Raw genomic sequence first — 24,852 nt, 5'->3', positions numbered from 1 at the left:
TTTTTGTATAATTACAATTCAAAATTACGGAGCTTTTTTGATATTCTAACAGCATGATAGATTCTTGCGTATTCAATTTCATCTATATCAGTAATATAATTTTCCGGAAACTCTTTTAAGATTCCTTTATCTTTTAGTAACCTGGCTGCTTTATTATATGCAATTGCAGCTTCTGTATCGGTTGAATACCGACCGATAATGTAATCACCGTTTATATGTATTTTAGAAGTATAGACAGGCAGGCCTTTCCGGAAAGACTTTGTAACACCATGGTAACGATTGATAATTTCAATGTTTCCATACCTGTAATCGGTATTATCACCATTTGCAAAACGATAATCACGTCCGGAAACAGCGTAATTTTTTATTCCGTAACGAGATAATATGGTAACCTGCATACCATAATCTGAGACAAAGAGATGTCCGCCCCGCTTCATTATCTTATGATGAGCGTAATAAAACAGGTCATCAATGTCAAATTTTAAGAGTATCTTCTTATTAATATAGTAAATAAAATAGTTCTTTTTTAAATAAATGGGATTTCTGAAATAAATACCGTTATCCCGATAATTTATCAAGACAACCCATTTGTCAAAACTCAAGATCTGATCTTCTTCATATTGTTCAATATGATATCTTAAATCCCCAAGAATATTTCCGGCAGTCAGGTAAGCCTCATTTGCTGAATCCTCAAAAGGGTAACTGCCTAAACTGATATGTTTATTTTTAAATGTTATGGAAGCTCGGTAATAAACTTCTCCACTTTTTTTGGTTGCTTTTAATACACCTGGTAGTGACGGCAAGTTATGATTCCTCCTGCTTTTTTATTTGTCCTTTTCTTAATTACAACATAACGTAGTTTTTATGTCAATAGAATCAGATGATAACTTATCAGAAGCTCTCTATATATATTCTATACCAATAGAAAATCAGAGAAGTTTGGAATTATTTAAAATATTATAAACAGCTTTTATTTCTTAGGCCTATAGCTGATTTTAGCATGATATTAAATATTACAAATATATTACATAAATATTAACAAATATTATGCGGGATTTTCAGAAAAAACTACTAAAATCAACACATTTTGCGAAAAGTATAAAAAAAGTTATAACAAAATGTATAAAGTAAAAATTAGGTGTGAAAAATAGTTAATAAATAGTTAATAATTAGTTAAAATAATTATGTGCAACATTTATAAAAAATATGAAAAATAATTGAGGTATTTATGCATAAAGATAACTAATGGTAAAACATGGTAAAACAATTGTGTTGTATCTTCCAAAAATGAGACAAGCTTATTGACAGTCAAAAGCGAGATGATATAATGCATGATAAGCGCTTGAAATAGATTACCATAATTTAACATTTTGAGACGCTGGTAAAACTCCAAGTATATTACGGAGGTATAATAAAAAAGAAAAGAGGAAGTATATATGCTAAAAATACACTCGTTTCTTCAAAGGGTTAAGAAGCCGATTAGCAAATTAATACCTGCAAACTTCGGCAAATATAAGACAAGCATGGTAGCAATTGCTTATGCTATGGTCACTGTTTTATTTTTACTTAGCCCAGACTATATCTACGGAACAGGTAATGATGGTGCCACATCTTATGCAAGAGCTGAGATTACACACAATACATCCGCAGAATTAGGAGAAGGAACAGCTAATGAAGCAATAGTACGAATCAACCAAAACAATTTAGAAAAACAATTCATACTATTTAATTTTACCGCAAAGGATCCTTTGATGGCATTTAATGGACTGGACGCCGGACACTTATTTCAGGAAGGAAGATTAGAATCAAACATTGAACAGGCAGATGCAGCTGCAAATGAACAGGTTGATAGCAGTTCAACCAAGGAAGAAAACGAACAAGAGGCCGTTAGTACTGTTAACAACACAGTAAAAGATACTTTAGATACGGATAATGCTACAATAAAATCAAAAGACAGTGAACCCAAGGATGCAAAAAAAACAGCAAAGAGTACAACAGCGAAAGATACAAAATCAAAAAAAGTAAATTTAAAGACGACAAAATCAAAAGAAGCAAATTTAAAGACGACAAAATTAAAGGAAACAAAATTAAAAACCGGGACATCGGTGAAAGACACAAAAAATACCAAAAAATCGGATAAAGAAAAAACAGACAAATATGTGATTAAGTTATCGGATGGTGATGTTGAAATTCTTGAGCGAATCGTAGAAGCCGAAGCTACAGGAGAAGACATTAAAGGTAAAATGCTGGTAGCCAATGTAATTTTAAACCGTGTAAAGGATGGCGAGTTCCCGGATAGCATTAAGGGTGTAGTATTCCAAAAAGATGGCGGAACCTATCAATTTTCCCCAATCAAGGATAACCGTTATTGGTCGGTTAAGATTTCTAAAGATACTGTGAAAGCGGTAGACCGAGTAAGAAAAGGTGAAGATTATTCCAAAGGTGCATTATATTTCTCCGCAAGATCAAGAGCAGATAAGAATAGTATGAGGTGGTTTGACAGTCATCTGGATTATCTGTTTCGGTACGGTGGACATGAGTTTTTTAAGTAATATTAAAATTTAAAACAAGCAGGCTTGAATTTTTATTGACCCAACAGGTAAAATGGGTGAAAATTCAAGCCTGTTTATTTTGATCAAACTATTGTACATAAAATCGAAACATGTTATAATACAGAAAATTTAAACAAAATAATTAATAATTATAATATGACAAAGGAATGAACCATATGAATCTTATGTATCAAAGTACCCGCAGTAACAGCGAACCTATAACAGCATCTCAGGCTATATTAAAAGGATTGGCAGATGACGGGGGGTTATATGTACCGGTAGCTGTACCGAAACTTGAAATTCCATTAACTGAGTTAGGGAAAAAAACTTATCAGGAAACTGCATATGAAGTTATGAAATTATTTTTCACGGATTTTACAGAGGAGGAATTAAAAAACTGTATTAACCGCGCTTATGATGAAAAATTCGATACAAAAGAAATTGCTCCCTTAGTAAAAGCGGATGGGGCATTTTATCTGGAATTATTTCATGGAGCAACAATTGCTTTTAAAGATATGGCATTATCTATTCTGCCGCATTTATTAACTACTGCCGCAGGAAAGAATAAGGTAAAAGATGAGATTGTAATTTTAACTGCTACTTCCGGTGATACAGGTAAAGCTGCCCTGGCAGGTTTTGCCGATGTAGAGGGTACAAAGATTATTGTATTTTATCCGAAAGACGGAGTGAGTCCGATACAGGAGAAACAAATGGTTACCCAGAAAGGGGATAATACCTTTGTAATCGGTATCCGCGGGAACTTTGATGATGCCCAGAACGGTGTAAAAGCAATGTTTAACAATAAACAGCTTGCAGCAGATTTAAAGGAAAAGGGTTATCAATTCTCTTCCGCAAACTCCATTAACATTGGACGGTTAGTACCGCAGATTGTTTATTATTTCTATGCTTATGGCAGACTTGTAGATAATGGAGAAGTAAAAGCGGGTGAGAAAATTAATGTAGTGGTACCTACCGGTAACTTTGGTAATATTTTAGCCGCATATTATGCGAAAACAATGGGACTGCCTGTAAATAAGTTAATATGTGCGTCTAATGAGAATAAAGTTTTATTTGATTTCTTTCAGACCGGTATCTATAATAGAAACAGGGATTTTATCTTGACCTCATCTCCATCCATGGATATTTTAATCTCCAGCAATTTAGAACGGTTAATCTATCAAATTGCAGACAGGGACGCTGATAAGACGCTTGCAATGATGAAAGCTTTAAGTACAGAAGGACAATATGGTATTACTGATGAGATGAAAGCGAATATGACTGATTTTGTCGGTGGATATGCATCGGAAGAAGAAACGGCTGTAACGATAAAGAAGTTATACGAATCAACCGGTTATGTGATTGATACACATACCGCGGTAGCTGCCAGCGTATATAAAAAATATACACGGCAAACAGGTGATGACCATAAGAGCATAATTGCCTCAACGGCAAGTCCTTATAAGTTTACGCGCAGTGTCATGGATGCGATTGATAGCGGATATGATTCCAAAACTGATTTTCAATTGGTTGATGAATTAAGCAAACTATCAAATACAGCAGTTCCCCAGGCTATCGAAGAAATACGGTCAGCATTTGTCTTACACAATATGGTTTGCGATAAAGATAAAATGCAGGAGACTGTGGAAAATATTTTGAGATAGTGGTTATGGACTGAACTTAAAACCTAAAATAAACTTTTAAAGATTAGCTTTTTAAGATTATGTTAAATTATAACTGACACGAAATACTGTGACAAATGACAATGTTAATTATCAAAGTTGGCATTTGGAGATACTTTGAATAAATCGATAGATAATAGGCCTGATTCCAGATTTGCTTGAGTCGGGCTTATTATTATATCATGGAGAAGTTCCAAACTTCTCTATGATTAATTGATGAAACAGGATGTGAATCTGTAAGAAAGCTGTACATAGTTGTTATAAGTTATTTTAATATATAAATCAGTTAACGTTTACTCTGTTCCGGAATATTAATAAATAGTCAGTCGTTTTTACCTGCTTAATAGCAAATTGTACAATGAATTACAAGGATGGGTCATTTATCTATTATCACATTTCATTTTATAAAATTCTAAATAACAAATATATTACAAAAAAATAAACTGAATATGACAAAACCATGACATAAATTTGACACATTCAAAGTGCATTATATAAGCAAGTCAGGCAGGTGCTGAACAGAATAATGGTATAATTGTTCTCTCTTAAATGACTGGAGTATAATCAATTCAATACAGATATAACATAAGAACAGGGTGTGATTTATCTAATGTATCTGGGAGTAAAAACCAAATTTCTGACTTATAAAGTTGTTTGAAAAAATGACTGGAATGTGTCAAAAATAAGGCAAAACTCGGGGTATACAGCCACTTCTATCGGTTATAAAAAAAGTAAAATAATAGATAAAAGGACTTGACCTTTTGTATGATTATTGTTATAATCAACTTGTTATTGGAATGATTATATTTGACAAAAATATAATACCAAACCAAACCTATATTTTAAGGAGGAAGAAAGAATATGAGGAAAAATTTCTTTAAAAAGAAATTAGCCACCACTGTTGCTTTAGCAATGGTAGTTGCAAGCTTAGCAGTACCTTCATCTGCTCAAGCAGCTGTAGCTACAAAGATTGTTAAACAAGGTGGAGCAAAAGCACCAACAGTTTTATATGTTGGTACTAAAGGCACAGATTACGGCCTAAGTAAAGTTGTTAAAGGTAATAAATATACCTGGACAACAAGTAATGCAGCAATTGCTACAGTTAACAAAGCTGGTGTAGTTACAGCTAAAGCACCTGGAGTAGTTACAGTTAAATGTACTGCAAGAGATTCCAAGGGTAAATGGCTGAAAGCTTTCACTCAGAAGTTAACAATCAATCTTCGTGCAACAAGCATTAATGTCGGTGCTGAAGATTTCGAATTAGCAATGGGCGAAGTTAAAGATTTAAATGCAGTTAAAACTCCAGCTAAATCAACTGACTCTGTAAGATACTACTCAGATAACACTAAAGTAGCTACAGTAGATGCTAAATCTGGTGTTGTTAAAGCTGTAGGTGTTGGTGAAGCTACTATCACAGTTTACTCTAAAGCTACATACAAGAGTGCAACTAACAGCAAATACAACAAAACTGATTCTGTTAAAGTAACAGTTAAAGATGGTATCCAGGCTGTTAAACAAACTACTACTAATAAGTTTGAATTAACATTTGCAACTGATCAAAGTGAAAAGTTAACAAAAGACAATCTTACTTTAACTGATGCAGATGGTATCAAACAAGTTGTTAAAGATATCAGCTTTTCAACAGATGGTAAAGTTGCTACAGTAGAAGCTTATCTTGATTTTACAGATGGTACTGTTTACAAAGCAGCTTATGCTTCAACTGAAAAATCTTTCACAGCAAGTGTAGGAGCTGTTGCTTCTATCGTACTTGGTGCAAAAACAGTTCAATATGACAAAGCTACAGATCTTGATCTTAAAGCATTCGATAAGAATGGCGTAGATGTATCTTCCAAAGTTGATGACTGGGATGATGTAGAATTCGATTATGATGATGATTTAGCTAACATTGACTGGGATGATGAAGATGATGTATGGCAGATCAACGTATATGATTATCCTAAGACAGTAAATGTTAAAGCAACTTATACTGTATATGATGATAACAAAGATGCAGAAGTAGAATTTACCAGTTCAGCTGTAATCAAATCTGTAAAAGAAATTGCTAATTTAGCAAGTAGTATTAATTATACTGTCCTTGACGGAAAAGATTATAATGATAATGATGATGTTGATTGGGATAAGAAAGAAGACATTTCCACTACACTTCCTGCAGAAGCAGAAAATTACAGATTATTCATTAAAGCAAAAGATCAGAATGATGATGATATCTATGAATACAACTTCGACAGCTTCGAATCAAGTGATGAAGATATCTTAACTGTTTCTTATGATGAAAATGGTAAAGATGAAGAAGATACTGCTGTATATGTTGATCCGGTTAAAGCAGGAACAGCTTATGTTAAAGCAAAATATGGTAATACAACAAAATTACTTAAAGTTACAGTTGGAAGCAAAGCAAAATCTACAAAGATTTCTGTAAATGAATCTACAATTTCATTATCTGATTCTAAATACCTTGACGACGAAAGTTTCGTTGTTGATGTTACAGTAAAAGATCAATACGATAATGAAATGGATTATGATGATCCGGTTGAAGTAAATCATAAATCAGGTGATTCTGATTCAACTGTTTTAAAAGTTGAAGATTCAGGTGATGATTCTTCATTAGATAACAACCAGGTAAGATTTACAATGGTTGGCGATGCAGATAAAAATTCTGATGGCAGCAATACATTTGAATTAAAGCTTAAAGATAAAACAATCAAAGTTACAGTTAAAGTTGCTGATGTTAAAGACTTTAAAGTAACAAAAGTTGGTCTTGAAAAATCTGCTTCTGAACTTGATGTTAAAGCAGGTGAAAAAGCTTCAGCTGATAAGAATGTAAAATATACTGTATATGGTTACAATAAAGCAGGTGAAAAAGTTACTGTAGTTAAGAATGCTAAGGTTACATTTACTTTTGATGGAGATTCCATCAAAGATGGCGATAAAGGTACTAAGATTGAAGGCGTTGATAGCAGCAATGTAGCTACTAATGGTGTAGTAACTCTTACTGCATTACAGCTTGCTGGTGTTGCTACTGGTGAGGTAGCTACTCAGGCATCCGTTGGTACCTTTAAAGTTAAAGCTGTAGTAGATAAAGAAGCTGGTGTAAAAGTTGGAATAACTGGAGATCCTGATGGCGGAACTTATAAAGTTGGCGGTACTTATACTGCATCATTAAAAGTTACAAATTCACAGACAAAACCTACTATTACGCTTGATAAGAAATCATTAAGTCTTGATGATGCTGATGATGTTGCAGAAGTTATTGATCAGGCACTTAAGATTAAATGTGTTGGTAAGAGCACAGACGATGACTTAGAAGTTGTTAAAGCAGAATTTGTTGTTGGTAGTAAAACATATAAGGAAGTAGAAAACCTTACTAACGTAGAATTAAAAGCTGGTTCTACTGTAAGATTTAAGTCTATTACTATCAATGAAAAACTTGATTCTGGTGTACTTGTACAGCATAAAGTTGATTTTACTAAATCAGTTAAAATTACAGAATAATTTATAAACAAAATTTAGTAAAATAATTAAAAAGGTTCTGACCTAAATAGGCCAGAACCTTTTTTGCGAATATACAACTCCTTAAGAATCCTTAATAAATCTTGCATATTCCCCTTAATTATGTTAAAATCCTCTTTAGTGGAAAGCTAAAATCCAGGAGGAATTCTATAATGAATGAAATAAAGGTGAGTATTATTGTTCCTGTTTATAATGTGGAAAAATATCTGACGGGGTGTATGGAAAGCTTAGTAAACCAGACTTTAAAAGATATTGAAATTATAGTAGTGAACGATGGTAGCCCTGATAATAGCATAAAAATATTAGAAAAATATGAAAAGAAATACCCCGATAAAGTTAGAGTCTTTACTACGGAGAATCGGGGGGTTAGTCATGCCCGTAATTATGGAATGGACCATGCAACAGGTGATTATATCATGTTTGTTGACAGCGATGATTTCATAGAACTTGATATGGCAGAGAAACTTTATACCAAAGCGGTTAAAGATCAGAATGATTTGGTTATGTGCGCCAGATACAATGTTTATGAAGTAGAGGGAAAGACAGACTTAAAGCGTAAAGCGATGAATATATTCTCTATGAATCAGAATTTCCGTATGAAAGACAGGAAGTTTGAATTGGTTCATGCTTCACCTTTCCCCTGGGACAAGCTTTTTAAACGTACTTTATTGTCCGGTATACGTTTTCCGGAGGGAATACGTTTTGAAGATTTAGTATTAGCTTTTGAAGCAGTTGCAACAGCAGAAAGTATTGGTGTGGTTCCGGAACCGCTTTATAACTATAGAAAGACTACACAGGTTGGTTTCCTTAATAGTTTCTCGGAAGCAACGAAAGATATTGTTAAAGCGTTTACCTTATTATTTGAATTCATGAAAGAACATGATTTGTTTGATACCTTTCATGATGAACTGGAATATATCTGTACCAGACATTTCTTTTTCCGATATGAATCCTTTTATTCAGATACAAAAAAAGGAATGCTGCAGCTTAAGAAAGAAATTGTTAATCAGACACAGGATTTTTTGGAAAGAGAAATACCGAACTGGCCACAAAATCATTATTTAAATTATACGGCTGGACCTGCATTAAAGAAACATTTAAATTATTATGTTGATCGTAATAAGACAATAAAGTATGTAGTATTACGGGAACGTATACCGTCCAAAGTATATAATTTATTTTTAAAATTGAGCGGATATAAAGATAAGTTCGTTAATAAATGGAGAAAATTCGTTAAGACTAAAAAGAAGATGGCTGCTATCAATAAAAAAATACGTAAGTTACGTATCTTTAAATTATTTAAGAAGCCGTTGGACTTAAAATATACAAAATATTATGAAACCTTAGCTGTGAATGATAAATTGATTCTTTTTGAATCAAAACACGGTGATGATTTGGCGGGTAATATTTTTAACATGATTTTGGAAACCGGAAGAGATAAGTATAGGGATTTCCGTATCCTGCTGGTACTAAGAAAAGAACTATATGAAACCTACAGAAAATTACTGCAGCATTATAATATAAATCATGTGACCTTTATTGAATTACATTCCAATGAATATTTACGTGCTTTAGCGGCTGCTAAGTACCTGGTTACGGATACCAGTTTGCCGCCTTACTATATTAAGAAACCAGAACAGGTTTATTTAAATACCTGGCATGGAACCCCGTTAAAAGCCATGGGTAGAATAGTTCCTGATAGAGAATACGCTCTGGGTAATGTTCAAAGAAACTTTAATATAGCTGACTATTTATTATACCAGAATGAATTTTCCAAAGATATCTTCTTAAAGGACTATATGCTGGATAAAATTTATGAGGGTAAGGTATTATTATCCGGTTACCCAAGAAATTCATCCTTCTTCCGTACAGAGAGAAGAGATATTATAAGGAAAGAATGCGATTTAGAGGGAATGCAGGTTATTGTTTATATGCCTACCTGGAGAGGTCTACTGCATAAGAAACAATCCAAAGCTCAAGTAGAGAAGATATTCGGTTACTTAGCCCACTTAGATCACAAATTAACGAAGAATCAAGTATTGTATGTTAAATTACATCCATATGTTAAAAAGAGTATAAACTATAGCCAATTATTACATGTTAGGGAATTTCCAAGCGATTACGAAACCTATGATTTCTTAAATGCAAGTGATATGTTAATCACTGACTATTCCAGTATCATGTTTGATTATGCTGTTTCAAAGAAGAAAATCATTTTATTTACTTATGACCGGGAAGAATATCTGGGAGACCGTGGTATTTATATTGGCTTGGATGAAATGGATTTACCAAAAGTAGATACAGTGGATGAACTGGTTGCTGAAATTAACAATGAGGAGTATTCATATCCTAAATTTTATGAGAAGTTCTGCAGCCTGGATACGGCAGATACCGCAAAAAATGTATGTGATACCGTTTTTCTGAATGAAGAGAATAAGGTGAAGACAGAAGTATATAAAAAAGATAAGAAAGATAATATTCTTGTATTTGTAAAATCTATCCGGAATAATGAGGAAGATCATAAATTTATCGATAGTATGAACCGAATGGATATTAACAAAAATAATTTTTATCTCCATTTTAAAGCCGGTGCAATGAAAAAGAGTTCAGAGATGTTATCCTTGTTAGATAAAGAAATTGGATATCTTCCTTTATCTCCCGGCAGAAATTATACTATGTCCGAATATATTGCATTTACTTTAACCTTTCGTTTTGGAATAGAGAATACATACACAAAGAACAAACTGCAAAGCTTAGCTAAGCGTGAAAAACAGAAATTCTATGGTAATACTAACTTTGAGTATGTGATTAATTATTCCGGTATGGACCTTATGCTTCTTCATATATTTGATAATTTTCAAGGGAAGAAAATATACTATTTCCAGGATTTTAATCTAAAGAAGTATAATAGTTCAAAGAAATATCGAAAAAATGTTCAATATGCATTAAGAAATTTACTAAGTTATGATCTTATTATAGTTCCATCATCTATGAAGAAATTAAGTGAGATAAGTCCAATAAAAAATAAAACCCTTATTCTAGATAATGAGGAAGCAATAACAATCGAGAGAATATTAAAGGAGGTGAAATAGCGTGAAAGCTGGCGTTATTACATTTCATAGTGCTCATAATTTCGGTGCGACTTTACAGACCTGGGCGCTTCAGAAAGTACTTAAAAATTACAAGATAGAAACCTCAGTGATTAATTACCATCCGAGTATTATTGATGATTTATATAATCCTCTAAAAGGAAAATATGGTTTGGACAGAAAGATTGCAAAACTAAAGCTTCGCTACAAAAATCCAAGAAGTTTACAAAGATATCATAATTACACCAGCTTTATAAAGAAGAATTTAAATTTATTAGGTGATTTTACAACTTATGAAGAACTAAAAGCAGCGGATTTAGGGCTGGATGCTTATATAGTAGGCAGTGATCAGGTTTGGAACAGTGAGCATATCGGTGGGTTTGATCCTGCTTATTTTCTTGATTTTGTAAAACCGGGACCTTTAAAGATTTCATACGCTGCAAGTATAGGCAGGGATTATATATTGCCTGTATATCATGATCAGATAAAAAACAGCCTTAAAAGCTTTACATCTATCTCAGTGAGAGAAAAAAGTGCGAAAAAACCTGTAAAAGCACTTGCGAAAAAGGAAGTTGACGTAGTTTTGGATCCCACCTTGCTTTTGACGAGAGAAGAATATGAGGAAATAAAGACTAATCTAAAAATAAGAGAAAAGTATATATTTGTTTACATGATGGAAAATAATCCGGATGTAATTGCATTTGCCAATAAAGTATCAACTGCAACCGGTTTGCCAATTGTACAGAGAAGACCGAATAAACTATTTAAAAACGAAATCGCTTCCTGTTATACTTCTGCACCTGGAGATTTCTTAGGTCTGATTGAAAATGCAGAGTATGTGATTACAAACTCGTTTCATGGTACTGTATTTTCTATTATATATGAAACACCGTTTGTATCAATGCTGCATTCCAATACAGGCAGCAGAACCGTTGACTTATTAAAGTCATTAAATTTAGAGTCACATTTATTATATTCGGCTTCGGATTTTACGGACTTCTCCCAATTCCGTATCGATAATCCTGAAAAATTAAGAAAAAGAATACTGGATTTAAGACAAAGTTCCTTACTGTTCTTATTAGATGCTTTGAGGAATAACGACCGCCAAAAACTAGTCTCCTGTCCGACACAAATCAAAAAACATGAGTGTTATGGCTGTTATGCCTGTAAGGAAATATGCCCGGTTAACGCGATTGTAATGGAAGAAGATAAAGAAGGTTTCCGTTATCCGGTAGTGGATGAAGCAAAATGTATTGATTGTGGTGCATGTAATAAGGCTTGTATTCGAAAGACAAATAAGATAATTGACTATAAAGAAAATTATCCGAAAGTATATTCTGTTATGAATAAACAGGAAGAGGTTCGTATGAAAAGCTCTTCCGGTGCAATTTTTCCTGAGCTTGCAAGATATGTTATTGAACAGAAAAAAGGTTATGTTGTCGGCGTAAAATATGATAAGGATATGAAAGTTGTATCCTCCATTGCCGATAATATGGAAGAGGTAAAAGCCTTTTATGGTTCTAAATATGTTAAAAGTGATTTCGAAGGCATCTATCCAAAGATTAAGCAGTTATTAAATGATAATCAGACAGTATTATATTCCGGACTGCCCTGTGAGTGTGCTGCCCTTCGTTCCTATTTAAAAAAGGATTATGAGAATTTAATTATATGTGAGATTTTGTGCCATGCGGCTCCATCTCCAAAGATCTTTGCCCAGTATCTGGATTATTTAAAGAATAAGCACAAGTCCAGGGTAGTAAACCTTACATTCCGTAATAAAAACACAGGATGGTTAATTCATAAATGCAGTATGATTATCGAGTTTGAAAACGGAAAGAATCTAACAGTTAATTCCAGGAAGAATAATTATTTCAGGGCATTTTTGAATGATTTTATCTCTAGGCCCAGCTGCAGTTCCTGTGAATACACTTACAAAAACAGAGTTGGTGATATAACAATCGGTGATTTCTGGGGCATTAAGGATATAGATCCATCCATGTTTGATGATAAAGGGGTAAGTCTAATCACGATTAATGATGAAAAGGGCAGTTTGATATGGGACAATATTAAAGATAACTTTATATACAAACAAAGTGATATGACTACTGCTTTTAAGAAAAATCATAATAAGCCAAGTCCTTATAAACTGGAGCGCATGGATATCTTCGACCGGTTAGATAAAGACCCTATCGATAATTTGTTATATGAATACAATGATTTAAGAAGCAAGTAACAAAAAGTTAATAGGAGTAATGTTTATTATTAATGTTTTTTCATGTTTCATGTTTAGAAGATGATTATTCATCTTTATTACCGGGCCTGTTCATAATTGAATAGGCCCAGGTAATTCATAAAATAAGAATACAGGTAGGAGTAAAATTGAAAAAATATATCAGTAATTTTACAAAATATAGATTTTTATTAGGTGAGCTGGTTAAAAAAGGCATCACTTTAAAATATAGAAGATCTTATTTAGGAATATTGTGGACTTTAGTGGAACCTTTATTAACCATGATTGTGTTGACCATTGTATTCGGTACCTTGCTTGAAAATGAAGACAGAACATTTCCTGTTTACATCTTATCAGGAAGACTAATGTATTCCTTTTTTTCAAATAGCACAAAAATTGCTATGAAATCCATCCGGACGCATAGCGGTATGATTAAGAAAGTATATGTTCCTAAATATATGTACCCGTTATCTAGTATACTTACGGATTATATTATATTTTTAATATCTTTAATAGTATTAGTGTTAGTCGGTATTGTTTTAAGAGTACAACCGACCTGGCACTTATTTCAGGCAATTGTACCACTGGTTTTAATGCCTATCATGGCCTATGGGATCGGTTTAATTTTGGCTACCCTTTCGGTATTTTTCCGTGACTTGGAATATATCTGGTCCGTTGCTTTAATGATGGTTATGTATACATCAGCCATTTTTTATAAACCAACTCGAATTATTGATGCCGGTTATGGATGGTTATTAGAAATTAACCCACTGTATTCAATTGTTGTTAATTTCAGAAATGCTATATTTGGATTGGATTTTGATCAAAGGGCTTTATCATTATCCATATTATATAGTTTTGGCTTTTTAATCATCGGTACAATTATGTTTCTTAAGAAACAAGATGAATTTATCCTTCATGTATAGTTTATGCCGCTATGTAATATATGGTTTCTTCTGGCGCAATAAATTATCATGTTCAGGTTATAAACATAAAAAGGAGTTTTACCATGGAAAAACCTGTTGTAGAAGTAAAACAAGTAAGTATGCGATTTAACCTATCTTCTCAGAAAGTAGATAATCTAAAGGAATATTTTATTAAATTAGTTAGAAAAGAATTGAAATATAATGAGTTTTGGGCACTAAAAAATGTAAATCTAAAGGTAAATAAAGGAGACCGTTTAGGCATATTAGGTTTAAACGGTGCCGGCAAAAGTACTTTACTGAAAATCATAGCGGGTGTTTTAAAACCCACGGAAGGTTCCATAACCGTTAAAGGGAAGATTGCGCCTCTGCTGGAACTTGGTGCCGGTTTTGAGCCGGAATATACCGGTGCTGAAAACATCTACTTATATGGGGCGGTTTTGGGATATCCCAGAGAATTTATTGCAGAGAAATATAATGAAATTATTGAATTTTCAGAACTTGGTAAATTTATTGATGTACCCCTTAAGAATTATTCCTCCGGTATGAAATCCAGACTTGGTTTTGCTATTGCGACTGTCGTGGAACCGGATGTATTGATTCTGGATGAAGTACTGGCTGTTGGGGATGCCAAGTTTAAGAAAAAATGCGAAGCCAAAATTCAGTCCATGTTTGATAAAGGAGTTACCGTTTTATTTGTCTCCCACTCCTTACCACAGGTACAAAAGATCTGTAATAAAGCAATATTACTGGAACACGGTAAGATTATTGCTGATGGTGGTATAGAGGAAGTCAGTGCTATCTATGAGGAGAAAACAAAGTAGATTTATATTTAGAACTTTGTTTATTTTACTTATATAATATAATATCAAAATTTTAATTGCTGTCCAAGTACTGGGCAGCAATCTTTTTATGCATTATGATTTTTTTGAACTCATAAAAAACCCAGAGATAACATTGATTTTTCATTGTTATCTCTGGGGAATTATTAACTATCTTGGGGTTACAACATAATAAATTACGTCATTCTATAAAGTCTTCACGCATTGGAGTAAAGACATCAAGAAGAAGTGAATTTTCCAAAGCCCGGACGCCATGCTGAATATTAGGAGAGATATAATAGGTATCACCGGCTGATAATATTCGTTTCTCCCGGTTTTCTTCTTCTACTTCAAAAGAACCGGAAATTATATAACCAATCTGTTCATGTGGGTGCGAATGCAAAACACCAACAGCGTCTTTATCAAAGGTTAACTCACATACCATAAGATTCGGACTATAGGATAATATCTTACGGGTAACTCCATTCCCTAAATCTTTGGCTTGAATCTGCTGATTCAATGTAAACATATGAAACCTCCCTTATCCTTTACTTAAATTATTAGAATTGTATATGAAGTAATTAATTCTCTGATCGTTTCTTTAACTTGAAATTAATAGTTACTCCAATACCAATTAATACCCAGAATACAGGTGCGACTGTTATTGTGGAATCATTTGATATACCTGCAATCATATAAGCGATTGTACCTATAAAGATAGCAACACCCGCCTGTGAGAAGAAATTATCAAAAGTTCCCCTCCAATATAATTTTATACAGGATATAAAATAGAGGATATAAAATGCAAGGAAAGCAATAAGTGAAATAACACCAGATTGTACTCCTATCTGCAGATACATATTATGAGGTCTTGTAATCAATTGCCCGTCAAAACCTGCATTATATAGGTTGACATAATCCTGCTGTGGAAAAACTAAAGTAAAAGAATCAGCTCCGCTTCCCAGCAATACATATTTCTTTAATAATGGGATTGTTCTGGACCATATGTAACCTCTTCCGGAAGCAAAATTTTCATAATCGTTAAAAAGTACATGATCTGCGGTTTTAATTTTATCAAATTTACCCTTTGCATTTAAATAATAAAAGGTATTATCGCCTAATTGATTGGAAAAAATCCAATCTTTACCATCTATATTTATTGCGAGACAAATTACATCATTATATAATTTGGGAGTTATCTGAATACCTGCAAAACGGGGATCACTTATAGTAAAGCTGTTAGCATCATTTACAGAATAAGGTACGGCATTAAACTCGGAATCAGTTAAAATTACTGTGATATTATTATCACTGGTATCGGCATTAACATTCAGAATATTATCTTTATAGGTTATAGAAAGCATTTCTTCTGTACGTATATCTGTTAATGCAGGTGAGGATTTGGGTACATTAATCATAGTATTTATGGTATTAGAGATTGCGGAGAATTTTAAAGCTCCTATTAAGATTACAGCTATTCCACATACTCCGATTATAGCGATTGTAATCTTTGATTTTCGAAAAATATAGGTTCGGAAGAAAAATAAAGTAAAAAGCAAGGCTATACTAAGACTGATTATACTTGTTTTAGACTCGGATCCTATTAAACTAATCATTAATCCGATTAAAGCAATTATGTAGAGAATCTTTCTTAATTTATGTTTCTCCGTTAATAATAGAGCTAATAGTATAGGAGCCAGTAATGATACATAGACACCGACATAATTGGGATTATATAAAGTCAGATAAACTCTGTTTGCTCCGAAGTTGAATTTTAAGCCCAATTCGTTCCAATATTTTTGAGGTAATATTAATAGTTTAGCTAATCCAGTCATTATAAAATCATGTCCGATTGCCTGGGACAAACCTAACATACAAAATACCAGGATTCCGATTAGTAAATATTTAAATATAAAACGGATATCCTCTTCCGTATTAATAAATAAGAAAGCATAATATACAATCAGGCAATAGCCAAGGATAGCAAAGACAGATTCAAATTGCTCATATATACCGCTTAAACCAAAGGATAAATATTTAGAAAACAAAGTGGACAATAACGCAAGTAAACCGTAAACAAAGATAGGAATTAAACTTTTGGAAAAATTTAAGAACCTCCGGTCTTGGTATATTTTATAAAGTATTATCAGTATCATAACAGAACATACGATAAGTAAGAATACCTGTTTAAAGTATAAAAAAGCATCAAACCAGGATTTCTCATCTGTAAACCAATTATAGCCTGATAACCCAGGGTCATATTCATGAAACCGCATAATAAAAGGTAAAATAGCAGCGATGAATATTAAAGGTAATAAATAATACTTATTGTTCTGATTATGAATATTGTTTGATCTTGATGAAGCATGGGATTGCCCTTTCTTATATTGTAAATCTTTCATAGCGAATCTCCTTAATAAATATTTTATAAGATTGTCTTATCTATACATTTTAATAGTTCTCTTATATATTTACAAGCAATAAATAAAAAAACATGTCACTATTACCTGCGAACTACAATTTTTTTACTAGCAATAGACAAATTGCGTACTAAATGGTGAAAGTAACTATAGTTTCTGACAATATTATGAAAGATTTATAAAAAACTTGTATTAGTCAGTCAGATTAATTATAATGTTAATAAAGTGAAGAAATGGTGGTAATGGCCTATGTACATTAAATACTTTAAGCGGGGTTGGGATCTGATGCTCTCTCTTATGGCAGTTATCTTATTATCCTGGCTATTTGCAATTCTCATAATTCTTATTAAATTAACATCAAAAGGGCCTGTTTTCTTTATGCAAAGGAGAATTGGTGAGAAAGGCAGAGAATTTAACATTTTTAAATTCCGCACTATGCGGATGGATGCTCCAAAGGATACACCGACTCATCTTCTCAGTAATCCGGAGCAATATATAACCCCGGTTGGGAAGTTCTTAAGAAAGACAAGTTTGGATGAATTACCCCAGATTTTTAATATTCTAAAAGGTGATATGTCCATTGTCGGACCTAGACCGGCGTTATGGAATCAATATGATCTAATCGAAGAACGGGATAAATATGGGGCTAATGATATAAGACCAGGGTTAACTGGATGGGCGCAGATCAATGGAAGAGATGAACTTCCTATCAAGATAAAAGCGCAATTGGATGGTGAATACATAAAAAAAGTAAATTTTTTATTTGATATTAAATGTATCTTGCGAACAGCTTATTGCGTTGTAAAACATGACGGAGTAAAAGAAGGGGCTGAAGAAGCCAGAGAATGATTTTAGGAATGGGAGAGGTAAAATAAAATATGTATAAGCTCAGCTTATATCAATTTCTTCTCACATGGGTTATTAACTGATTTGAAAAAGCTACGATGCAAAGAACAAGAAAAGGTGGTTCCGTTTACTTAATTATTTATTATTGAAAGGTTGTTGGATATTATGAAGAAAGTTCTTGTAATAGGTGCCCACAGTTATATCGGGCTGAAATTCAAAGAATATGTTTTAGCCAATGATGTAAATGATTTAAGCGTTGATATGGTCAGTGCTTCCGACGGTGCCTGGAGAAAAGTTGATTTCTCAGGGTATGATTCGGTCTTACACCTTTCAGGAATTGTACATAGAAAAGAAAAAAAGAATATGGAAGCTCTCTATAATGAAGTAAATCATAAGCTGGCGGTAGAAATTGCGGTACAAGCGAAAAAGAGTAATGTTAGGCAATTTATATTTATGAGCACGGCGGCTGTCTATGGTTCTTATACAGGGTGTATTACGAAAGACACAATACCTAAGCCTACAACCTTTTATGGCAAATCCAAGCTGGCAGCAGAACAGGATATTATTAAGTTACAGGATGATGAATTTAAAGTAGCTATAGTCCGGCCTCCAATGGTATATGGGGAGGGATGCAAGGGAAATTATCCGAGATTAGTTAAGTTGGCGAAATATACTCCGATATTTCCGGAGTTTCATAATAAGAGAAGTGTGGTAAATATTAGTTGTTTATGTGAAAGTCTATATGAATTCGTTTTAAAAGAAGACGAGGGTCTTTTTTATCCACAAGATGGTGTATATATGGATACTTGTGCAGAAATTGTAAAAATGAGAAAAAAAATGGGAAGAAACACAATACTGTTAAAAGGCTTTGGAATACTAATAAAGCTAGGTATAATATATATTGAATCATTAAACAAATTGTTTGATGATTTATACTATGAAAGTAATCTTTTATAAACAGTAAATAAAATATATACAATTTTATCTATTGAAATAACATATTAAGAACTAAGATATTATAAAAATTTCATAATAAAGAAAGATAGGATTTATTTTTAAGTTTTTGATAAAGCAGGAGATGTGCGCAATGGATAAACCAATAGTTTCGGTAATTATTCCTGCATATAATTGCAGCCAATATATTGAAAAAGCAATTGATTCTGTATTAAGTCAGGAAATACCATTGGAAGTAATAGTGATTGATGATTGTTCTACAGATAATTTAATACATGTAATAAATAAGTATATGGAATTGGAGTATTTTACATTTTTAATTAATGAGAATAATATAGGTGTAGCTGCAACAAGAAATCGTGGGGTAGAGATCGCAAAGGGACATTATATAGCATATTTAGATGCAGATGATTGGTGGAAACAAGGTAAATTAATTAAGCAAATTAAAGTTTTAGAAACTAAGAAGTATGCACTCTGTTATACTGGAAGAGATTTGGTAAAAGAAGATGGTACCTATGTTGGTAAAATAATTCATTTTAAGGAAGTAGTTAATTATGAGGAGTTACTTCATCATAACTGTATCTCATGCTCATCTGTTGTTTTGCCAATAGCAATAGCGAAAGAGTTTCCAATGTGTAATGATGAATTTCATGAAGATTATATTAACTGGTTAAAAATATTAAAAAAATATGGACAAGCATATGGAATTCAAGAAGCTCTTATTGTATATAGACTAAGTAAAAACGGAAAATCAAGGAATCGTTTAAAATCAGCTAAAATGACTTATGGTGTATATCGAGTAATGCAAATCAGTTTTATAAAATCTTTTCTATTATTGTGCTCCCATTTAGTCCATGGCCTAAAAAAATATAACATTAGTTAGAATGAGGATAATAAAATGTATTGTATAAGCGTTATAATTCCTGTATATATGGTTGAAAATTATATTGATGAATGTATTAATAGCGTAATTAATCAAACATATACGAATCTTGAAATCATTCTAATAGATGACGGCTCAAAAGATCGATGTGGCGAAATATGTGATGAATATGCTATAAAAGATTCACGTATTAAAGTAATTCATCAGTCTAATGGTGGATTATCAAAAGCACGCAATGCAGGTATAGATATAGCTACCGGAGATTACATAGGTTTTGTTGATAGTGATGATTATATTGAAGAGGATATGTTTGAATTTTTATTACAATTAGCTATTAGTAATAATGCTGATATATCGATATGCGGTACATATAATAAAGACTTACATCTTAGCTCCACTTATAAGGAATATTGTTATACTCCAAAGGAAGCTATTAAAACGATGTTAGCAGAGAAAAAATTTAATACTAGTGCCTGGGATAAATTATACAAAAGGGAATTGTTTACTGAAATTCGATATCCTGAAGGAAAAATATATGAAGATTTAGCAACAACTTATAAATTATTTCATAAGGCATCAAAAATAATTTATAATTCAAAACCTAAATACTATTATAGAATGAATTCTGAGAGCATAATGAATAGATCTTTTAATTTAAGAAATATGGATTTATTGGATGCATCAATCGAATTAATCGAATTTGTTAAAATAGAATATCCTTCTATTACTATTACGGCTTATAATCGACTAGTTAGGTATTGTGTATCTTTTTTGAAGACTATTTCTGACGAAAATTTTTATGATGAAGAAATAATTCGAAATTTGGTTTCTACTGTTAGAAAACATATTCTTAAATATTTACTTAGTAATTATAAAATAACTAGTAAACTATTTGCATTTTTAATTAGTATAAATTTTTCTTTTGCATCTTTAATTAATAAAACTGTTAATAGACTATAAGTTAAGTGGAAGAAATCGAATATAATATTTCATTAAGTAATTTAGTATTATGGATTATTTAATATTTCTTTTGTTACATGCACTTTATTGTGTATAAAATGTAAATTTAGAATATGTACAAGCATTGTTTTATTTGTTTTTATATAGTATAATAAAAATTGTGTATTAAAATACGTAAAAATGAAAGAAAAGGCAAAATTATGATAGCAAATATAAAAATTCAATTAGTGACTTTTAATAAGTACAGAAATTTATTAAAAAAATTAGTTATTAGAGATATTAAAGTTAGATATAGAAAGTCATTTCTCGGACTAACATGGACAGTACTTAATCCATTATTAATGATGCTTATATTAAATCTAGTATTTTCTCAATTATTTGAAAATGATATTAAAAATTTTCCGGTATATGTTATGATTGGAAATATAGTCTTTAATTTTAATTCGGAAGCTACAACCCAAGCACTAGCATCAATGTTGGGTAATGCATCCTTAATTAAGAAAGTTTATATCCCTAAATATTTATTTCCATTGTCTAAAGTTCTTTCATGTATGGTTAACTTAGGATTTTCCTTAATTGCACTGATTTTAGTTATGATTTTCACTAAAGCGGAATTTTATTTAACTCTAATTGCAATAATTATTCCGTTAATTTATCTACTTATGTTTACGATTGGATTGAGTTTAATTCTAGCATCAGTAAATGTCTATTTTAGGGATATCGGTCATTTGTATAGTGTACTGATTACTGCATGGATGTATTTAACACCTTTATTTTATTCAATAAATATAATACCTGCTAATATTAGAAAAATTATACTTTGGAATCCAATGTATCATTTTGTTACATATTTTAGAATGTTAATTATGTATGGAAAAATGCCAAATATTGAACAAAATATAACATGTGCTCTTATTGGGATATGTACACTTATAATTGGTACTTTAATTTTTAAAAAATTACAAAATAGATTTATACTTTATATATAGTATTAGAAGGGATTATTATGAACGAAAGTGCAATAAAAGTAGATAATGTATCTATGCAGTTTAACCTGAGCGTTGAGAAAGTGGATAGTATTAAAGAATATATTATTAAACTATTACAAGGAAAGTTGATGTACGAAGAGTTTTGGGCTTTAAAAAATATTAATTTTGAAGTGAAAAAAGGCGAAAGAATTGGTATAGTAGGTTTAAATGGTTCAGGAAAAAGCACTTTGTTAAAAATTATTTCGGGTGTTATGAAACCAACGATGGGTAAAGTTGCCATAGAAGGAACTATAGCACCATTAATTGAGTTAGGTGCAGGATTTGATGCTGACTTATCTGCCAGAGAAAATGTTTATCTGAATGGTGCGATTCTAGGTTATTCAGATAAAGAAATAGACGAAAAATATAATAGCATAATAGAATTTGCTGAATTACAAGATTTTGAGAATGTTGCTATTAAAAATTTTTCGTCCGGTATGATTGCTAGGCTAGGGTTTGCCATTGCAACCTGTAAAACACCAGACATTTTAATTGTAGATGAGATACTTTCAGTGGGAGATTTTGAATTTCAACAAAAATGTCGGAAACGTATGAAAGAAATGACCGATAATGGAGCCACTATATTGTTTGTATCTCATTCAGCTGAGCAGGTTACTGATATATGTGAAAAAGCAATTTGGTTAAAGAAAGGCAAAATAGTAGCCATTGGTAATGCAATCGATGTTATGAAAAAATATCTGAACAATGCAGAAGAAGATAAAAATGATGAAAATAGTGTAGATATTGACAAAACAAATGATGATAAACTAGTAATTGAAGATCAAAATTGTAATAATAAAAAAGAAAATATCAATTTTATTTCAGTTTTGAGAGTATTAGCTATTGTATCTATAATGTGGGGTAATATGGTGCCATTTATTTTAAATTCATTAGGATATGATTGGTATCCTTTGCAATTTGTGAGATACTTTATTACAAACCCCCTGGCAATAATGCAGGATTTTAATTCGCTTGGTGTAATGATATTCTTTTTATGCAGTGGTTTTATTATAACCTATACTGCACAAAGAGAGTCATTAAAAGAATTTATAATTAAAAGAATATTTAGAATTTATCCAGGACTAATATTTTCAGTTATATCATTATGGATAATACAGCGGATTTGCACATTAGTAACGGGTGAAATAACGTACTGGGGAAGTTTTGGAGTAAAAGAATGGATATATGGGGGTACGTTAGGTAATTATTTTATAGGAGTGCCTAATGTCATTAATGGAGTTACATGGACTTTAATTATTGGAGTTATGTTTTATATATTATGTGGACTTACATATTATTTTCTTAAAACAAAACCCTTAATTGAAATTTTACTAATGATGGCAATCTGCATGCTATCAATAATTACTGCATCGTCCTATGGAAGATTATGGTATGGAGTAGCATCATCAGTCTCATATATGGTAATTTTAATTTTTGGCCAAATACTTTACTATTATTGGAGCAAACGTATTACATTAAGAACTGCGGCGATTTTATTATTAATTAATTACTATATATTTATTAAAAAAATAGCTTTCTTTTCACCAGAGCACTATGTTGGTCCAAATTATATGGCTGTTTCGTTTATGTATGCGTTTTTCTTATTTATAATTGGAATATTAATAAATGACAAAATCAGATTGAACAAAACAACTAAAACCGTAGATAAAATAAGTTATTCACTCTATCTTAATCATTTAACATTATCACAATTGCTAATACCATTATTATATAAAAACCTTGGTTATGACATATCTTTACTAATAACATTAGGTATAGTTGTCATAATAAGTGTATTTCAATATAAATGTGTTGAACTTCCTTCAAATAAATTAGCTAAGAAATTAAGCAAATATACTAATACATAAGAATATAAATCTTTGAATGGAGAAAGTCATGGATAAAATTAGAGTATCAATTGTTATTCCAGTATACAATGTAGAAAAGTATTTAGAACAATGTTTGAAAAGTGTTATTAATCAAACATTAAAAGAGTTGGAAATTATTTGTGTTAATGACGGTTCTACAGATAATTCACTTAGTATTTTGGAAAAGTACATGAAAATAGATCCAAGAATTAAAATAATTTCGAAAAAAAATGATGGTTTAGGAGCAGCAAGAAATACTGGAATTGATGCAGCACATGGTGAATATATTGGTTTTGTTGATAGTGACGATTTTGTAGATAAAACAATGTTTGAAAAATTATATAATAAGGGAAAGTCTACCGGTGCAGATGTTATATTGAGTAATTTAGATTTATATTTCGATAATACAGGTGAAAGAAAAATTTATCGCGATGTGGAATTATACCATGAATTAGAAAAAAAGAATGGTTTTAAAGCAGAACAGCATACAAAAATTGTACGAAGTATAGCAGCGTGGGATAGAATTTATAAATTGGATTTTTTAAAAAGAAATAATCTTAGAAATCCAGAGCACGTAATTTATGAAGATGCATTATTTTCATACCAAACTACTATACTTGCAGAAAAGTTAGCAGTCGTAAATGAACCATTATATATGTATAGAAAAAATACAGGTGTTGCAATTACGGATAAAGAGATTAAAAATGACAAATATAAATTTGATTATTTGGATAACAATCGAAAAATAAAACAGTTCTTAATAGATAATAATGTATATAATGTCTATTTTGCAGACTTTTGGCTTTATCATTTTACAGGAGCTATATGGCATCAAGGTAATGCACGTAATTATTCAACTTTTAAAAAGTTTTTTTATGGAATGCGAGAAATGCTTGATGATGATGTATATGCTTTTATAAACTGTCAATCAAATGAGGTAATTGTACATTATGTAAACAAACTAAAAAATAATAATCTAATGCCGTTTTATATAAATTTTGGATTAAAAAATAAAATTAAACGATCATTACATAAAATATATGAAAGACTATTTACTTTATAGTAAAT

17 protein-coding genes and 1 pseudogene are annotated in these 24,852 nt (G+C 31.6%); 15 read left to right on the top strand and 3 right to left on the bottom strand.

Translation table 11 applies throughout. From position 1 onward, the window contains the following. Window positions 1-11 precede the first annotated feature (11 nt). Window positions 12-803, bottom strand: coding sequence for a hypothetical protein (locus RBU59_RS09905; protein ID WP_308147716.1), 792 nt, complete (start codon window positions 801-803; stop codon window positions 12-14). Window positions 804-1,436: 633 nt separating this feature from the next. Between RBU59_RS09905 and RBU59_RS09900 the strand changes: the two genes are divergently transcribed. The 7 genes from RBU59_RS09900 (at window position 1,437) to RBU59_RS09870 (ending at window position 14,828) form a co-directional block, all read left to right on the top strand. Continuing rightward, window positions 1,437-2,552 (top strand): cell wall hydrolase, encoded by a 1,116-nt coding sequence (locus tag RBU59_RS09900; protein WP_308147715.1) that lies wholly within the window; start codon window positions 1,437-1,439, stop codon window positions 2,550-2,552. 176 nt (window positions 2,553-2,728) lie between these two features. Next, complete coding sequence (thrC, locus tag RBU59_RS09895; RefSeq protein WP_308147714.1) at window positions 2,729-4,213, top strand: threonine synthase; 1,485 nt, start codon at window positions 2,729-2,731, stop codon at window positions 4,211-4,213. 879 nt (window positions 4,214-5,092) lie between these two features. Further along, window positions 5,093-7,744, top strand: coding sequence for an Ig-like domain-containing protein (locus tag RBU59_RS09890; RefSeq protein WP_308147713.1), 2,652 nt, complete (start codon window positions 5,093-5,095; stop codon window positions 7,742-7,744). Window positions 7,745-7,914: 170 nt separating this feature from the next. Next, window positions 7,915-10,854 (top strand): bifunctional glycosyltransferase/CDP-glycerol:glycerophosphate glycerophosphotransferase, encoded by a 2,940-nt coding sequence (locus RBU59_RS09885; protein WP_308147712.1) that lies wholly within the window; start codon window positions 7,915-7,917, stop codon window positions 10,852-10,854. Between the two features lies 1 nt (window position 10,855). Continuing rightward, window positions 10,856-13,084, top strand: coding sequence for a polysaccharide pyruvyl transferase family protein (locus RBU59_RS09880; protein WP_308147711.1), 2,229 nt, complete (start codon window positions 10,856-10,858; stop codon window positions 13,082-13,084). Window positions 13,085-13,230: 146 nt separating this feature from the next. Beyond that, window positions 13,231-14,007, top strand: a complete 777-nt coding sequence (locus RBU59_RS09875; protein WP_308147710.1) for an ABC transporter permease — start codon at window positions 13,231-13,233, stop codon at window positions 14,005-14,007. A gap of 83 nt (window positions 14,008-14,090) precedes the next feature. Next, window positions 14,091-14,828, top strand: a complete 738-nt coding sequence (locus RBU59_RS09870; RefSeq protein WP_308147709.1) for an ABC transporter ATP-binding protein — start codon at window positions 14,091-14,093, stop codon at window positions 14,826-14,828. Window positions 14,829-15,027: 199 nt separating this feature from the next. Here the strand turns inward: RBU59_RS09870 and RBU59_RS09865 are convergent, their stop codons facing one another. Beyond that, window positions 15,028-15,354, bottom strand: coding sequence for a cupin domain-containing protein (locus tag RBU59_RS09865; protein WP_308147708.1), 327 nt, complete (start codon window positions 15,352-15,354; stop codon window positions 15,028-15,030). A gap of 52 nt (window positions 15,355-15,406) precedes the next feature. Next, the gene (locus tag RBU59_RS09860; protein ID WP_308147707.1) at window positions 15,407-17,227 is read right to left on the bottom strand and encodes an O-antigen ligase family protein; all 1,821 of its coding nucleotides are present in this window, start codon (window positions 17,225-17,227) and stop codon (window positions 15,407-15,409) included. 267 nt (window positions 17,228-17,494) lie between these two features. Between RBU59_RS09860 and RBU59_RS09855 the strand changes: the two genes are divergently transcribed. The 8 genes and pseudogenes from RBU59_RS09855 to RBU59_RS09820 all read left to right on the top strand — a co-directional run bounded on the left by RBU59_RS09855 (window position 17,495) and on the right by RBU59_RS09820 (window position 24,847). Continuing rightward, a complete protein-coding gene (locus RBU59_RS09855; protein WP_308147706.1) occupies window positions 17,495-18,094 on the top strand; it encodes a sugar transferase in 600 nt (199 codons plus the stop codon). Between the two features lie 162 nt (window positions 18,095-18,256). Next, window positions 18,257-19,048 (top strand): NAD-dependent epimerase/dehydratase family protein, encoded by a 792-nt coding sequence (locus RBU59_RS09850; RefSeq protein ID WP_308147705.1) that lies wholly within the window; start codon window positions 18,257-18,259, stop codon window positions 19,046-19,048. A gap of 130 nt (window positions 19,049-19,178) precedes the next feature. Next, on the top strand, window positions 19,179-19,928 hold the full coding sequence (locus tag RBU59_RS09845; RefSeq protein ID WP_308147704.1) for a glycosyltransferase family 2 protein: 750 nt from the start codon (window positions 19,179-19,181) through the stop codon (window positions 19,926-19,928). Window positions 19,929-19,943: 15 nt separating this feature from the next. Next, a complete protein-coding gene (locus tag RBU59_RS09840; RefSeq protein ID WP_308147703.1) occupies window positions 19,944-20,888 on the top strand; it encodes a glycosyltransferase in 945 nt (314 codons plus the stop codon). Window positions 20,889-21,088: 200 nt separating this feature from the next. Then, window positions 21,089-21,877 (top strand): ABC transporter permease, encoded by a 789-nt coding sequence (locus RBU59_RS09835; RefSeq protein ID WP_308147702.1) that lies wholly within the window; start codon window positions 21,089-21,091, stop codon window positions 21,875-21,877. Between the two features lie 17 nt (window positions 21,878-21,894). Then, window positions 21,895-22,614: pseudogene (locus RBU59_RS28650) on the top strand (ABC transporter ATP-binding protein); the annotation flags it as partial. Then, window positions 22,603-23,784 carry an acyltransferase family protein gene (locus RBU59_RS28645; protein WP_308148566.1) on the top strand — a complete coding sequence of 394 codons (1,182 nt, stop codon included), beginning with the start codon at window positions 22,603-22,605 and terminating at the stop codon, window positions 23,782-23,784. The pseudogene RBU59_RS28650 and the gene RBU59_RS28645, both read left to right, overlap by 12 nt. Window positions 23,785-23,812: 28 nt before the next feature. Then, window positions 23,813-24,847, top strand: a complete 1,035-nt coding sequence (locus RBU59_RS09820; protein WP_308147701.1) for a glycosyltransferase family 2 protein — start codon at window positions 23,813-23,815, stop codon at window positions 24,845-24,847. Window positions 24,848-24,852 lie beyond the last annotated feature (5 nt).

The organism is Anaerocolumna sp. MB42-C2 (assembly GCF_030913705.1).
GTDB lineage: Bacteria > Bacillota > Clostridia > Lachnospirales > Lachnospiraceae > Anaerocolumna.
The sequence above is the reverse complement of the archived record's forward strand: the minus strand, read 5'-3'. Positions and strand labels throughout refer to the sequence as shown.

Coding starts and splice junctions, on each gene's coding strand:
- RBU59_RS09900 (WP_308147715.1), top strand. CDS start 1,437: ATGCTAAAAATACACTCGTTTCTTCAAAGGGTTAAGAAGCCGATTAGC.
- thrC (WP_308147714.1), top strand. CDS start 2,729: ATGAATCTTATGTATCAAAGTACCCGCAGTAACAGCGAACCTATAACA.
- RBU59_RS09890 (WP_308147713.1), top strand. CDS start 5,093: ATGAGGAAAAATTTCTTTAAAAAGAAATTAGCCACCACTGTTGCTTTA.
- RBU59_RS09885 (WP_308147712.1), top strand. CDS start 7,915: ATGAATGAAATAAAGGTGAGTATTATTGTTCCTGTTTATAATGTGGAA.
- RBU59_RS09870 (WP_308147709.1), top strand. CDS start 14,091: ATGGAAAAACCTGTTGTAGAAGTAAAACAAGTAAGTATGCGATTTAAC.
- RBU59_RS09865 (WP_308147708.1), bottom strand. CDS start 15,354: ATGTTTACATTGAATCAGCAGATTCAAGCCAAAGATTTAGGGAATGGA.
- RBU59_RS09860 (WP_308147707.1), bottom strand. CDS start 17,227: ATGAAAGATTTACAATATAAGAAAGGGCAATCCCATGCTTCATCAAGA.
- RBU59_RS09855 (WP_308147706.1), top strand. CDS start 17,495: ATGTACATTAAATACTTTAAGCGGGGTTGGGATCTGATGCTCTCTCTT.
- RBU59_RS09850 (WP_308147705.1), top strand. CDS start 18,257: ATGAAGAAAGTTCTTGTAATAGGTGCCCACAGTTATATCGGGCTGAAA.
- RBU59_RS09845 (WP_308147704.1), top strand. CDS start 19,179: ATGGATAAACCAATAGTTTCGGTAATTATTCCTGCATATAATTGCAGC.
- RBU59_RS09840 (WP_308147703.1), top strand. CDS start 19,944: ATGTATTGTATAAGCGTTATAATTCCTGTATATATGGTTGAAAATTAT.
- RBU59_RS09835 (WP_308147702.1), top strand. CDS start 21,089: ATGATAGCAAATATAAAAATTCAATTAGTGACTTTTAATAAGTACAGA.
- RBU59_RS28645 (WP_308148566.1), top strand. CDS start 22,603: ATGAAAAAATATCTGAACAATGCAGAAGAAGATAAAAATGATGAAAAT.
- RBU59_RS09820 (WP_308147701.1), top strand. CDS start 23,813: ATGGATAAAATTAGAGTATCAATTGTTATTCCAGTATACAATGTAGAA.